Annotated in this window: 15 protein-coding genes; 5 read left to right on the top strand and 10 right to left on the bottom strand. The window is 74.4% G+C overall.

From position 1 onward, the window contains the following. The first annotated feature begins 27 nt into the window (after window positions 1-27). Window positions 28-1254: a M20 family metallopeptidase gene (locus ACFQPP_RS00795; protein WP_376914571.1), complete on the top strand. Its 1227-nt coding sequence runs from the start codon at window positions 28-30 to the stop codon at window positions 1252-1254. A gap of 178 nt (window positions 1255-1432) precedes the next feature. Here ACFQPP_RS00795 and ACFQPP_RS00790 read toward each other — a convergent pair whose 3' ends face one another. Further along, window positions 1433-1882: a hypothetical protein gene (locus ACFQPP_RS00790; RefSeq protein ID WP_376914570.1), complete on the bottom strand. Its 450-nt coding sequence runs from the start codon at window positions 1880-1882 to the stop codon at window positions 1433-1435. A 240-nt stretch (window positions 1883-2122) separates the two neighbouring features. Continuing rightward, window positions 2123-3244: a phosphotransferase gene (locus ACFQPP_RS00785; RefSeq protein ID WP_376914569.1), complete on the bottom strand. Its 1122-nt coding sequence runs from the start codon at window positions 3242-3244 to the stop codon at window positions 2123-2125. 99 nt (window positions 3245-3343) lie between these two features. Between ACFQPP_RS00785 and ACFQPP_RS00780 the strand changes: the two genes are divergently transcribed. The 3 genes from ACFQPP_RS00780 (at window position 3344) to ACFQPP_RS00770 (ending at window position 6642) form a co-directional block, all read left to right on the top strand. Continuing rightward, complete coding sequence (locus ACFQPP_RS00780; RefSeq protein WP_376914568.1) at window positions 3344-4837, top strand: sensor histidine kinase; 1494 nt, start codon at window positions 3344-3346, stop codon at window positions 4835-4837. Between the two features lie 22 nt (window positions 4838-4859). Next, window positions 4860-5516, top strand: a complete 657-nt coding sequence (locus tag ACFQPP_RS00775; RefSeq protein WP_376914567.1) for a response regulator transcription factor — start codon at window positions 4860-4862, stop codon at window positions 5514-5516. A 292-nt stretch (window positions 5517-5808) separates the two neighbouring features. Next, window positions 5809-6642, top strand: a complete 834-nt coding sequence (locus ACFQPP_RS00770; protein ID WP_376914566.1) for an LLM class flavin-dependent oxidoreductase — start codon at window positions 5809-5811, stop codon at window positions 6640-6642. A 9-nt stretch (window positions 6643-6651) separates the two neighbouring features. On the opposite strand, the gene ACFQPP_RS00765 is transcribed toward ACFQPP_RS00770, so the two are convergent. The 6 genes from ACFQPP_RS00765 to ACFQPP_RS00740 all read right to left on the bottom strand — a co-directional run bounded on the left by ACFQPP_RS00765 (window position 6652) and on the right by ACFQPP_RS00740 (window position 11129). After that, on the bottom strand, window positions 6652-7005 hold the full coding sequence (locus ACFQPP_RS00765; RefSeq protein ID WP_376914565.1) for a hypothetical protein: 354 nt from the start codon (window positions 7003-7005) through the stop codon (window positions 6652-6654). Window positions 7006-7049: 44 nt separating this feature from the next. Further along, the gene (locus ACFQPP_RS00760) at window positions 7050-8084 is read right to left on the bottom strand and encodes a glutathione S-transferase family protein (RefSeq protein WP_376914564.1); all 1035 of its coding nucleotides are present in this window, start codon (window positions 8082-8084) and stop codon (window positions 7050-7052) included. 88 nt (window positions 8085-8172) lie between these two features. Beyond that, window positions 8173-8745, bottom strand: a complete 573-nt coding sequence (locus ACFQPP_RS00755; RefSeq protein ID WP_376914563.1) for a nitroreductase family protein — start codon at window positions 8743-8745, stop codon at window positions 8173-8175. A 211-nt stretch (window positions 8746-8956) separates the two neighbouring features. Beyond that, window positions 8957-10222 (bottom strand): MFS transporter, encoded by a 1266-nt coding sequence (locus ACFQPP_RS00750; RefSeq protein ID WP_376914562.1) that lies wholly within the window; start codon window positions 10220-10222, stop codon window positions 8957-8959. Window positions 10223-10274: 52 nt separating this feature from the next. After that, a complete protein-coding gene (locus ACFQPP_RS00745; protein ID WP_376914561.1) occupies window positions 10275-10703 on the bottom strand; it encodes a MarR family winged helix-turn-helix transcriptional regulator in 429 nt (142 codons plus the stop codon). Between the two features lie 69 nt (window positions 10704-10772). Beyond that, entirely contained in the window at window positions 10773-11129 is a 357-nt protein-coding gene (locus tag ACFQPP_RS00740) for a hypothetical protein (RefSeq protein ID WP_376914560.1), read from the bottom strand. Between the two features lie 169 nt (window positions 11130-11298). On the opposite strand from ACFQPP_RS00740, the gene ACFQPP_RS00735 reads away from it, so the two are divergent. After that, entirely contained in the window at window positions 11299-12252 is a 954-nt protein-coding gene (locus ACFQPP_RS00735) for a hypothetical protein (protein WP_376914559.1), read from the top strand. 16 nt (window positions 12253-12268) lie between these two features. Here ACFQPP_RS00735 and ACFQPP_RS00730 read toward each other — a convergent pair whose 3' ends face one another. Together ACFQPP_RS00730 and ACFQPP_RS00725 are read right to left on the bottom strand one after the other, a co-directional pair. Continuing rightward, a complete protein-coding gene (locus tag ACFQPP_RS00730) occupies window positions 12269-12739 on the bottom strand; it encodes a MarR family winged helix-turn-helix transcriptional regulator (protein WP_376914558.1) in 471 nt (156 codons plus the stop codon). Between the two features lie 40 nt (window positions 12740-12779). After that, window positions 12780-13403, bottom strand: a complete 624-nt coding sequence (locus tag ACFQPP_RS00725; protein ID WP_376914557.1) for a CE1759 family FMN reductase — start codon at window positions 13401-13403, stop codon at window positions 12780-12782. Window positions 13404-13467: the final 64 nt, after the last annotated feature.

Here is a 13467-nt window from a genome sequence, read left to right as displayed (position 1 = left end):
CCCCGACCGACCCCAAGGAGGTCTCCCGTGCCCACCACCACCGTGCGCCCCGCAGCCGAGGCGGGCATCGCCGCGATGCCCGCGACGATCGCCGAGCTGCAGTCGCTGCTCGAGTCGCGGCTGACGACGCTCGTCGACGTCGCCGCCGACCTGCACGCGCATCCCGAGATCCGCTTCACCGAGACGCACGCGGCGGCACGCCTCACCGCCGAGCTCGAGCTCGCGGGCTTCGCCGTCGAGCGTGGCTTCGCCGGCCTCGACACCGCGTTCGTCGGCCGCTGGTCGACGCCGGATGCGGGCGCCGACGCCCCGACGGTCGCGATCTTCTGCGAGTACGACGCCCTCGAGGAGATCGGCCACGCGTGCGGCCACAACGTCATCGCCGCAGCCGGCCTCGGCGCGGGCATGCTCGTGAAGGATGCGCTCGAGGCATCGCCCGTGCCCGCGCACCTCGTCGTGATCGGCAGCCCGGGCGAGGAGGGCGCCGCCGGCAAGGTGCCCATGATCGACGGCGGCGTGCTCGACGGCGTCGACCTCGCGATCATGGTGCACCCGTCGGGGTCGGACGCGGTGCGAGGCTCGTCGCTCTCGCGCGTCGCGCTCGACGTCGACTTCCACGGCAGGGCGGCGCATGCGGCGGCCGCCCCCGAGCTGGGCCGCAACGCGCTCGACGGGGCGACGCTGTCGCTCACCGCCATCGGCATGCTGCGGCAGCAGATGACCGACGACGTGCGCATCCACGCGATCATCACGAACGGCGGGCAGGCGCCGAACATCATCCCCGAGCGCGCAGCGCTGCGCATCTTCGTGCGCGCCGGGGATCGCGATCACCTGCTGAGCGACGTCGTGCCGCGCGTGCGCGCGTGCTTCGAGGGTGCGGCGCTCGCGACGGGCACGACGGTCGAGATCGCCGAGAACACGCCGCCGTACTTCTCGCTGCGGTCGAACCCGACGCTCGTCGACGTGGCCGAGGCGGCGTACGGCGTGCTGGGACGCGAGCTCGAGCCCGACCCGACCCTCGCGGGCTCGACCGACATGGGCAACGTCTCGCACGTGGTGCCGTCGCTGCATCCGATGATCTGCCTCGCTCGCGACGTCGCGCCGCACACGCGCGAGTTCGCGGCGGCGGCGGGCTCGCCCGAGCTCGCCCCGCCGACGATCGCCGACGGTGCGGTCATGCTGGCGGCGACGGCGCTCTCGGCGTTCCGCGACCCGGCGATCGTGGCCGATGCGAGGGCGACGTTCGGCTCGTGACTGGTCGCTCGTTGGCCTGACTGGTCGCTCGTTGGGACTGACTGGTCGCTCGTGGTGCCGAGTGGTCGCTCGTCGCAACGAATGGTGACCACCGTGGCCCTCCCTCCGACGACGTCCACCGGATGAGCGGAGGGGCCGGAGGCAGCTCGCGAGCGTCCTCCGGCCCCTCCAGCCCTCGTCAGTCGCCCGAGGGGGCAGAGACGGGCGAGACGGGGCTGGCCGCCGACGGCGCGCTGTCCCAGGTGGGTGCGGGCGCCGGGGCGGGTGCCGGCGCTGGTGCGGGCGCCGGGGCGGGTGCGGCGACGGCGGACGGCGCGGATGCGGTGGGTGCGGGCGCCGGGGCGGGTGCCGGCGCTGCGGGTGCCGACGGCGCCGAGGTCGTGGGTGCGGGTGCGGCCGGCGCATCCGTCGGGCTCGGGGCGGAGACGACGGAGGCGTGGTCGCCGGTCACGCGAACGGTGACGCCCGACTTCTCGACGAGGCCGCTGCCGAGCACGACGCCGCCCTGGGCGACCTGCGTGGAGTCGTCGACGTCCATGGCGTTGGCGGTGGCCAACGCGCCGACCGCGACGAGGCCGAGGCCGAGGGTGCCGGCGGCGCCGACGGTGATCCAGGTGCGCTTCTCCATGGTGGGTCTCCTTGGTGGTGTGATGTCTCCTGCTGGTGCGAGACCACCATCCCGAGCGGCCGTGAGCCCCGCGTGACGAGCCGATGAGAGACCTCTCATGCGGACGTGCGGGTGGCTCGCGGCGCGACGATGGCCGTCTCGCGCCGCGAAGAGCGCCCAGCCGGCCCGACGAGCGACCAGTCACCCCGACGAGCGACCACTCATCCCGACGAGCGACCACTCACCCCGACGAGCGACCAGTCAGCGCAGCGACGACGCCGCGACGCCCACGAGCGATGCCGCCTCGTCGAGCATGCGGTCGGCACGGCCATGCGCGCCCTGCTCGGCGGCCGACAGGGCGTGCGCCGCGAGATGCGCCGCCGTGAGCGCGCGCGAGTGCGGCCCGTCGAGCCAGCGCTCGGCGGCGACGTCGGCGAGCACGTGCAGCGCGACCGCGGCCTCCTCGCGCCCGGCATCCTCGGTGAGCAGCGCGCTCGTGCGCGCGTGGCCGATGAATGCCGCCGAGTCCTCGTCGCGGTCGCCGACGCCTGCGGTGTCGACGTCGATGAGCCCGGAGACGGCACCGCCGTCGAAGAACAGCTGCCCCAGATGCAGGTCGCCGTGCACGACGACCGGCAACGTGACGTCGCGTCGCCGCTGGTGGATGGCCGTCCGCAGCGCCATCGCCGTGCCTGCGCGAGCGGGCCAGGCGCGAGCGAGCCGTGCTGCGTACCAGTCGATGCGCGACGCGAGCACCGGCCGCGCGGCACCCGAGACGTCGGCGCGCTCGAGGCCGAGGCGCACGACGTCGACGGCGCCCAGCAGCGCATCCGGTGCCAGCTGCATCGCAGCCTTCGGGCCGGCGAGCCCGGGGGCCTGCTCGATCAGCATGCAGCCCTGCGGCGCCCACCTGGGGATGCGCGGCACGGGCACGCCCGCCTTCGCGAACGCCGAGTGCAGCTGCGCGATGTGCTCGGTGGCACCCGGCGGCACGATCTTCAGGAAGTGGTCGGCGTGCTCGCCGTGCAGGCGCAGCACGGCGCGCTTGCCGGGGCGGTACGCGACGATCTCGGAGGTGAAGGTGCCGGCGATGCCGAAGCGCTCGAGCAGCCGCGCCGCCGACTCGCCGAACGCGGCGACGGCGAGCGTCGGCAGCCGCGGGTCGGCGGGGTGCAGCCAGACGCGGGCGCGCACCGCGTCGCCGACGCGCAGCACGAGCCCCGTCTCCTCGGGCACCGACTCGCCGGAGGTGTCGACGAAGTAGGTGAGCGTCGCGCCGTCGTCGTCGACCTCGAACCCCGCGATGACGCCCGACCCGAACGGGTCGCGCGAGATGAGCCGCCCGGTGCGCCCGAGCGCCTCCTCGAGCAGACGCGCCTCCATGTCCACGATCCTCCCAGGAACCCCTGGGCACGCGCTGGCCGCGCATGAGACTGCTCTCATCTGCGCGTGCGTCGGGGGCCGGGCGGGCAGGATGGGGGGATGAGCGCTGGGCGGGCACGGCTGCCGGTCGTCAGCGTGCGCACGCGCATCGTCGCGGCCCTCGGGCTCGTGTCGGCCCTCGCGGTGCTCGCCGCCGGCGTCACCGCCTACCTCGTCGAGCGCAGCCGCATCCTCGACCAGGTCGACACGCAGCTCGTGTCTGCGGTCGAGGCGGTGCGGCAGCTCGCCGAGGATCCGCCGGGCGAGGAGGCCGGCTGGGCCAGCGCCGACGAGCTGCTCACCGCCGCGCTGTCGCGCATCGCGCCCGACGACCACACGGGTGCGCTCGGCGTCGTCGACGGCCAGGCGGCGTTCGTCCCCGGCGTGCGGATGGACGTCGACCTCGATCGCTTCCCCGACCTCGCCGCGCGCGTCACGGGCGAGACCGGGGGCAGCGACGTCGTCATCGGCACGATCGCCGACGCCGAGGTCACGCTGCGCTACGTCGCCGTGCCGTTGGAGGTGACCTCGGGCGACGCCGGGTCGCAGGCGATCTTCGTCACGGGCTACGACCTCGTCGCCGAGCTCGCCGAGCTGGATGCGGCGGCGAGCGTCTTCCTCCTCGCGGCGGCCATCGGCGTGCTCGCCGTCGTCGTCATCGGCTTCGCGATCGCGGGCAGGCTGCTGCGCCCCATCCGCGATCTGCGCATGCTCGCCGAGCGCATCGCCGCCTCCGGCGTCTCCGAGCGTGTGCCGGTCAGCGGCAACGACGACGTGTCGCAGCTCGGCGTCACCGTCAACGCGATGCTCGACCGCCTCGACGGGTCGCTCGCGGCGCAGCGCAGGCTGCTCGACGACGTCGGTCACGAGCTGAAGACGCCCGTGACGATCGTGCGGGGCCACCTCGAGCTCATGGATGCGCGCGACCCCGCCGACGTCGAGCAGACGCGCGACGTCGCGATCTCCGAGCTCGACCGCATGGCGGGGCTCGTCGGCGACATCCAGCGCGCCTCGAGCGTCGACCACGTCGAGGCCTTCCGCTTCCGCGCGACCGACGTCGCCGAGCTCACCGAGCAGATCGCGACGACGGCGTCCGGCATCGAGGGCGCGACGGTGCGTCTCGGATCGACGACGGCCGTCGTCGCGATGCTCGACGTCGAGCGCGTCACGCAGGCGATGCTGCAGCTCGTGCAGAACGCCGTGACGCACGCGGGCGGCGACGTGACGATCGCGTCGCGGCGCGCGGGCGACCGCGTCGAGCTCATCGTGCAGGACGCGGGCCCCGGCGTGCCCGACGCGCACAAGGAGGCGGTGTTCGAGCGCTTCCGCCGCGTCGAGACCGGCCGCGGCCGCGAGGGCAGCGGGCTCGGGCTCTCGATCGTGCGACGCATCGCCGAGGCGCACGGCGGCACGGCGCGCGTCGACGACGCCGTCGCCGGTGGCGCGGCGTTCGTGCTCTCGCTGCCCGTCGACGCATCCGCCGTCGCGTCGGCCGACGACGTCGCCCACGGCACGCCGGCCGCGGCCATCGGGGAGGATGGTGTGCACGCGTGACCGGCCGACCGAGGGGGAGCGGATGCCGTCGATCCTGATCGCCGAGGACGAGCAGCGCATCAGCGCGTTCGTCGAGAAGGGGCTGCGGGCGGCCGGCTTCGCGACGACGGTCGCGGCCACGGGCGACGCCGCGCTCGACCTCGCGCTCACCGACGAGTTCGACCTCGTCGTCCTCGACGTCGGGCTGCCGGGCATCGATGGCTTCGAGGTGCTGGAGCGGCTGCGCGGCTCGGGCGCGACGGTGCCCGTCATCATGCTGACGGCGCGCACGTCGGCCGCCGACACCGTCGCGGGCCTCGAGGGCGGCGCGGACGACTACGTGCCGAAGCCGTTCCGCTTCGACGAGCTGCTCGCCCGCATCCGCCTGCGCATGCGACGCGAGGGCGCTGCGGCAGCGAGCGAGGTGGAGGCGGATGGCGTCGTGCTCGACGTGCGCACGCGTCGCGCGCGGCTCGACGGGCGCGAGGTCGACCTGTCGGCGCGCGAGTTCGCGCTCGCCGAGGAGCTCATGCGACACCGGGGCACGGTGCTGTCGCGCGGGCAGCTGCTGTCGCGCGTGTGGGGCTACGACTTCGACCCGGGCTCGAACGTCGTCGACGTGTACGTGCGCTACCTGCGGGCGAAGCTCGGCGCCGACCGCATCGAGACCGTGCGCGGCATGGGCTACCGCTTCCGCTGAGCCGCCTGCGGCGCCTCCCATCCGCCGCGGCCCCGGCAGTTCACGTCTCGCAGGCGATCGCGGCAGCGGAGGGGTCTGTTCCCTCGGCTGCCGCAATCGCCTGGGAGACGCATCCACCCGGCCGCTGACCGCGTGCGTTCTGCAGGCGATCACGGCACCGGAGGGGTATGTGCCCTCGGCCTGCCGGAATCGCCTGCGAAGCGCATCCGCCCGGGCGGCGCACCCACGCGCGGGTCGGAGGCCGCACGCACCCGCGGGCACGCGCGTCGGTGGGGCGCGGTAGCGTCGCGGCATGGTCGCCGTCGCCCTCGTCCTCCCGCCCGATCAGCCGCCCGAGCGCTACCTCTCGCTCGGCGCCGCTGCCGACGCCGCGGGGCTCGACGAGGTGTGGGTGTGGGAGGACTGCTTCGCCCAGTCGGGCGTGGCCGCCGCCGCCGCGCTGCTCGCGGCGACGCCGCGCATCCGCGTCGGCATCGGCCTCATGCCCGTGCCCCTGCGCACCGTCGCGCTCGAGGCCATGGAGGTCGCGACGCTCGCGCGGCTCTTCCCCGGGCGCCTGCTGCCGGGCTTCGGCCACGGCGTCCTCGACTGGATGGGGCAGGCGGGTGTGCGCGCACGGTCGCCGCTGACGCTGCTGCGCGAGCACCTCGAGGCGCTGCGGCCGTTGCTCGCGGGCGAGTCGGTGTCGCGCGACGGCCGCTACGTGCAGCTCGACGCCGTGCAGCTGCGCTGGCCGCCCGCAGAGGTGCCGCCGCTGCTCGTCGGAGCGATCGGTCCGCGCACGCTGGCCCTCGCCGGCGAGGCGGGCGACGGCGTCATCCTCACCGAGGGCACCGACGTCGACGTGGCCCGCGAGCGGGTGGAGGCGGTGCGCGAGGCGCGCCGCGCCGCGGGCAGGTCGGGCGAGCCGTCTGCGGTGGTGTTCCTGTCGATGCCCGCGGCGACGGCGCTCGGCCCCGGTGGTGCCGATGCGCTCGTCGCGCACGTGCGCGCGCTCGCGGCGGTCGGAGCGACGAGCGTCGCCGTGTGCCTCGTCGACGAGGTCGACGGCCCGCCGGTGGGCGACGAGCGCCTCGCGGCGCTCGTGCCCGTGCTCGCCGCCGCTCGGGAGGCCGTGCGCGGCTGACGCGAGCCGTCAGTCGTCGTCGGGCTCCTCGACGCCGTCGTCGTCATCGTCGTCGTCGGCGGGCGGCGGTGCCGGGGCGGGCGGCGCGGGCTGCACGGGCGCGGGCTGCACGGGGGCGGGCTGCGCGGGTGGCGCGGCGGGCGGCGCCGCCTCGGTCGGCGCCGGAGCCCCGGGCGTCTCGCCGGGCGCGGGAGCGGCGGTCGGCGCTGCCGACGAGCCCGGCACCGACACGGGGTCGACGCCGATGGGCGCGCCCGCCGCATCCTGCATGCGCACGGTCGACGACGCGACCCCCCACGTCACGCCGACGAGCACCGCGACGCCCGCCGCGACCGCGGCGATGCGTGCGAGCAGACGAGCCATGCCTCGATCCTCGCAGCCCCGGCCCGGCGAATCCACCGCGGGGGTCAGGAGCCGGGCGCGACGCCCCCTGGCAGGGGCGTGGCGTGCTGCGGCACGATCTCGGCAGCGCGCGGCGCGGGCGGGGGCGTGCCGTCGCCGAAGGGCGAGCCGCCGAGGGCCTCGCGTCCGTGGGGCGTCAGCCAGCCGTCGAGCGCCGGTCCCTTCGGCACGATGCCCGAGGGGTTCACGTCCTCATGCACGACGTAGTAGTGCCGCTTGATCTGCGCGAAGTCGATCGTGTCGCCGAAGCCGGGCGTCTGGAACAGATCGCGCGCGTACGCCCACAGGTTGGGCATCTCGGTGAGCCGCTGCCGGTTGGCCTTGAAGTGCCCGTGATACACGGGGTCGAAGCGCGCGAGCGTCGTGAACAGGCGCACGTCGGCCTCGGTGATGCGCTCGCCCATGAGGAAGCGGCGCGTCGCGAGCCGCTCCTCGAGCCAGTCCATCGCGGTCCACAGGCGGTCGTAGGCAGCGTCGTACGACTCCTGGCTGCCGGCGAAGCCGCAGCGGTAGACGCCGTTGTTCACCTCGGTGTAGACGCGGCGCATCACGGCGTCCATCTCCTCGCGCAGCTCGGCGGGCAGGAGGTCGGGCGCGCCATCGCGGTGGTGCTCGCGCCACTCGGTGGAGAGGTCGAGGCTCATCTGGGCGAAGTCGTTCGTCACGACCGCGCCCGTGGGCACGTCGACGATGGCGGGCACCGTGATGCCCTTGGGGTAGTCGGGCACGCGCGCGAAGTACGCCTGCTGCAGCCGCTCGATGCCGAGCACGGGGTCGACGCCGCCCGGGTCGAGGTCGAACGTCCATGAGCGGGCGTCGTGCGTCGGCCCGCACATGGCGAGCGAGATCGAATCCTCGAGCCCGAGCAGTCGCCGCACGATGATGAGGCGGTTGGCCCACGGGCACGCTCGGGCGACGACGAGCCGGTAGCGGCCGGCCTCGACGGGCCAGCCGTCGCGGCCGTCGGCGGTGATGCGCGACTCGATGTAGTCGGTGTCGCGCGTGTACTCCTGGCCGGGGGAGACGTAGTCGGAGGGCATGCCCCAACGCTACGCGCCCGCCGCATGCGACGAGGCGCGCATCCCGATGCGGGATGCGCGCCTCGGCGCACGTGGCGGGCTCGCGGCGTCAGCCGACGAGGATCTCCGACAGCGGCTTGCGCGCGCGGGGTGCGTGCTCGCGCTCGCGCAGCATCTCGCCGAGCGTGTCGGCGTCGCCGAGCGTGCCGAGCGCGACGACCGTGATGGGCGCGAGGCGCTCGTCGAGGCTGAACGCCTCGGATGCGGCGGCGGCGTCGAAGCCCGACATCTGGTGCACGACGAGGCCGTCGGCGTGCGCCTGGATCGTGAGGTGCGCGACGGCCTGACCCAGGTCGTAGACGGCGGTGGGGTTGGCGCGGCCCTCCTCGTTCGCGGTCTCGGCGATGGCGAGGATGAGCACGGAGGCGTTGGGCGCCCACTGCTGGTTGAACTCGGCGAGCGCGTCGACGATGCGGTCGAAGGCGTCGCTGCCGCGGCGTGCGACGACGAAGCGCCACGGCTGCGCGTTGTAGGCGCTCGGGCTCCATCGGGCGGCCTCGAGGGCCTTCGAGAGCAGCGACTCGTCGACGGGCACGGGCTCGTAGGCGCGGGGGCTCCAGCGCGACTGCAGCACGTCGAGGATCTCGTGGTCGGTGGGTGCGGTGCGGTCGACGATCGTCATGACGGCTCCTCGGATTCGATGGGCGGATGGAGCGGGTCGCCATCGACCCGTGGGCTGCAACGCAGCGCGTGCGCAGGCATTCCCGATTCGTTCGAATGTGAATGACCGGGCCGGCGAGCGGGGTGCTGCCGCCGGGATGCGCACGGAGCGCGCCCTCGCGTGCGATGCGCGCGCGAGCCCTCGCTGAGCGCGCATCCCGGCGCGCGAGGCGTCACGACTTCGTGGTCTGCAGCTCCTCGGTGACCTCGGCGAGCCGCAGGGTGCCGGTGCGGGTCATGCGGTCGGCGCGACGCTGACGCGACCACCAGACCGCGCCGATGAGGAAGGCGAGCAGCGCCGTCGCCACCGCGACCATGATCGCCCAGCGCGGGCCGTACGCATCCGCGACCCAGCCGACGATCGGCGCGCCGATGGGCGTGCCGCCGAGGAACACCGCCGAGTAGAGCGCCATGACGCGGCCGCGCATCTCGGGCGCCGTCGACAGCTGCACCGTCGAGTTCGCGTTCGTCATGAACAGCTGCGCCGTGAAGCCCGCGAGCGCGAGGCCTGCGGCGAAGAGCCACAGGTTCGGCACCCAGGCGAGGATCGCGCAGGCGATGGCGAACGCGCCGAGGCCGCCGATGACGAGCGTCCATCGCGGCCGCTCCGAGCGTGCGGCGAGCAGCGCGCCGGACACCGAGCCGATGGCCATCGCCGACGACAGCAGGCCGAAGGTGTCGGCGTCGGCGCCGAACTCGACCGTCATGGTCGAGATGAAGATTGGGAAGTTCAGGCCGAACGTGCCGAGGGTGAACGCCATGACCATGACGACGACGATGTCGTGCCGCCTGCCGACGTAGCGCATGCCCTGCACGATGTCGCCGAGGCCGCGCGCGCCCCGCGGCGCAGGTTGCAGCTCGTCGCGCCGCAGCCGCAGGAGCGCGACGATCATCGCCACGAACGTGAAGGCGTTCAGCAGGAACACCGGGCCGGCGCCGAGGAGCGCGATCGACAGGCCGGCGACGGCGGGGCCCACGAGGCGCGCGCCGTGGAACGACGCGGAGTTCAGCGCGACGGCGTTCGAGATCTGGTCCTGGCCGACGATCTCGGAGACGAACGCCTGCCGCGCGGGGTTGTCGAAGGCCTGCGTCGAGCCGAAGAGGGCGGCGAACGCCCACACCATCCAGAGCTCGAGCACACCCGAGAGCGCGAGCACGCCGAGCGCGAGCGACAGGAGCCCGAGCGTCGACTGCGTGACGAGCAGCACGTTGCGCTTCGGGAAGCGATCGGCGACGAGGCCCGAGATCGGCACGAGCAGCAGCTGCGGCCCGAACTGCAGCGCCATGGTGACGCCCACGGCCGTCGCATCCTGGTCGGTGAGCTGCGTCAGCGTGATCCACGAGAGCGCCGTGGCCTGCATCCAGGCGCCGACGTTCGAGATGAGGGCGCCGATGAACCAGGTGCGGTAGTTGAACAGGCGCAGCGAGCGGAACATCATGCGCGGGCCTCCGCTCGCCGAGGGGATGGGATGGGGTGGGTGCCGAGGCGCGTCATGCCTCGGCCTCGGCGATGCGCTCCATGATCTGGGCGGCGCGCTGCAGGGTGGCGCGCTCGTCGGGCGTGAGGGCGTCGAGGTGCGCCGCGAGCCACGCGTTGCGGCGTCGGCGCGTCTCGTCGATCATCTGCTGGCCCTCGTCGGTGATGACGAGCAGCTGCTTGCGACCGTCGGTCTCGTGCGGGGTGCGATCGACGTACCCGTGGTCGACGAGCCCCTGCACGGTGCGCAGCATGCTCGGCGGCGTCACGCGCTCCTTGGTCGAGAGATCCTGCAGCGTGATGGGGCCGCACTTCTGCATGGTGCCGAGCGCCGACATGTGCGGGAACCCGAGCGTCTCGTCGGCGACCGAGCGTCGCAGGCGGCGCGAGAGGCGCGCGACGGCGATGCGGAGGTCGTTGGAGAGTGCGAGGGATCGAGGCATGCGATTCGTTAGCCTAACGAATGGATGCACGACACGCCAGCGTGCGCGGCACGGCGGGCGGGTGGTGGCTCAGCGCCGCGAGGCGGCGACGGCGACCGCCGCGTCGAATGCGAGCAGCGCGCACATGATGGCGGCGCCGACCGGGCGTCCGCCGCGCGCGTACTCGCGAGCGAAGGGCAGGTGCATGACGCTGTGCGCGGCGAGCGGCAGCCATCGGCATCGCGAGCCCCGCATGCGCAGGATGGTGATGCCGAGCGTCAGGTCGACGACGCCCAGGGCGCGTCGACGGCGCACGCTCGCGGCGTCGAGCCGCAGCGAGCGGCCACCCGTGCGCGGCGCGGCGACGAGCAGCGAGCCGAACCCGACGCCCACGAGCCCGACGCCGTCTGCGACGACGGACGTGACGGCATGCGGCGTGGGAGGCACATGAGGATGCTACGGGCAGCCCTCGAGCCCGGCTCGTGACGACCAGGCGTCCGCTGCCGCGCGGCGGACGCGGACGCGCCGGGCCCGCTGCCGCAGGGCGGACGGTGACGCGCCGGAGCCGACGACCGACGACCGGCGCCCGCCCAGGCCGCGCACGTACCCTGACCGGATGGCACGGGGTCGGGGTCGCTGGCGCTGGATCGCGGCGGGCGCTGCGGTGCTCGTGCTCGCCGGCGGCGGCCTCCTCGCCGCCTGCTCGCCGATGGCGCTCGCGGCGCCCGGCGCCGTCGCGGCCGTCGAGCGCGTCGTGGGTGACGGCGGCGTCGTCGAGGTGCGCACGGTCGATCGCACCATCGGCGTCTCGCCCGAGTGCTCGATCGCCGTGCGGCTGGGCGAGGGCGTCTCGGAGGCCGAGACCGCCCGCATCCTCGAGGCGGCATGGGCGGCCCCCGGCGAGTCGCCGTGCGTCGTGACCACCATCGAGCTGGCGAGCCGCTCGTCGATCGGCGGGATGCCGGCGGAGGCGATGGATCAGGATGCGGCGGCCGCGGCAGCCGCGGCCATGCACCGCCTCGACCTCGTCGCGCTCGGCGCGAGCGACGGCGGCGGCGTCGTGGCGAGCGCGTCCGCATCGGGCGGCGACCTCTCCACGGCCGCTGCGCTCGTCCGCGAGGCGGTCGAGGCTCGGGCGCTCGAGGAGGCGTTCGGCGGCGTCCGGTGGTCGCTGCGCTGGTCGGGCGACGGCGAGCCGTACGACGACGTGGAGATCGAGTGGGATGCGACCCCCGACGCCGCGCTCGCCGACCTGCTCGACGGCCTCGCGGCGCTGCGCGCGTCGGGGGCGCTCGGGCAGCCGGGCTCGGCGCCGGCGGGTCCTGCGCTCGATGGCCCCATCTCGGGCCTCTCGGTGCGTGCCGGGGTCGACGCAGGCGTCGCAGCCCTGACCGTCGACCTCACGGCGGCGGGCTGGAGCGCCGCCGACCTCGCGGCGCAGGGCGACGCCTTCGCGTCGAGCAGCCGTGCTGCGCAGGCGGCGGAGGCCATCGCGGCGCTCGCCGCGGAGGTCGGCGCACCGCCGCCGACGATCACCGCGAACGAGACGGTCGTGCTCGTCGCGGCCTGACGCGGCGCGGCGGCGTCTAGACCTGCTCGTCGGGCACGACGGCCGTCTCGCACTCGCCGAGCAGCGTCGCGCGCACCGGCGAGAAGATGCCCCCGAGGTGCGCGGCGTCGTCGTCGGAGATCTGCGAGAGGAAGAGCTCCTCGACGTGGCGCGCATGCAGCGGCCGCGCCCTGCGCAGCGTACGTCTGCCGTCGTCGGTGAGCCCGGCGTCCGTCCCGCGACCGTCGGTCGTCGAGGGGGTGCGCCGCACCCAGCCCTTCGCCTCCATCTGCTGCATGCGATACGTCAGCCGGCCGGGTGCGAACGCGAGCTGGCGCGCGAGCGTGCCCATGCGCATCCGCTCGCCCTCGGCCTCCGACAGCAGGAGCAGGATGTTGAAGTCGGCGAGGTCGAGGCCGCAGGCGTCCTTCAGCCGCCGCTCGAGCGCGGCGGCCAGCATGGCGCTGCCCTCGAAGTAGGCGCGCCACGCCTCGGACGCTGCGGTCATGCGTCGAGCGTACGGCGCGATGCTGGTCATCGCCCGACCCTCAACGGCCGAGGAGCGATGCGAAGTCGTCGAACGCGCCGCCCTCGGGGTCGAAGGGGTCGGTCTTCGGCGCCCTGGGCATCTGCAGCACGAGGCGAGCGAGCTCGCGGCCCGCGCGGTCGATGCGCGACTGCAGCGCGGCATCCTGTCCCCAGTCCTCGGTCGCTGCGAAGACGCCCGTGGGGGCGACGACGGAGCCGAGGTATGCGAAGAGCGGGCGCAGCGCCGTGTCGACGACCATCGAGTGCCGCACCGTGCCGCCCGTGGCGCCGAGGAGCGTGGGGATGCCGGCGAGCTCGCGCTCGCCGATGCCGTCGATGAACGACTTGAACAGCCCCGAGTACGACATCGTGAAGACGGGCGTCACGGCCACGATCGCGTCGGCGGACGTCACGCGCCGGATGGCGTCGTCGAGCTCGGGCGACGCGACGCGCGTCACGAGGTGGGTGGCGATGTCGTGCGCGAGCGGGCGCAGCTCGACGGCGTCGACCGTCGCGGTGCGGCCGGCGTCGGCGAGCGCGGCCTGCGTGGCGGCGCCGAGGCGCGTGGCGAGCATCGTCGTGGTCGACGGATCGCCGAGTCCCGCGCTCACGATCGCGATGCGGGTGGGGGTCGTGTCGGTCATCGGGTTCCTCCTGGATGTCCAACCGGGATGCGGTGCGGGATCGTCCGCTGCGCATCCGTCGCGT

This window comes from Agrococcus sp. GCM10030265, assembly GCF_042666675.1.
GTDB lineage: Bacteria > Actinomycetota > Actinomycetes > Actinomycetales > Microbacteriaceae > Agrococcus.
The sequence above is the reverse complement of the archived record's forward strand: the minus strand, read 5'-3'. Positions and strand labels throughout refer to the sequence as shown.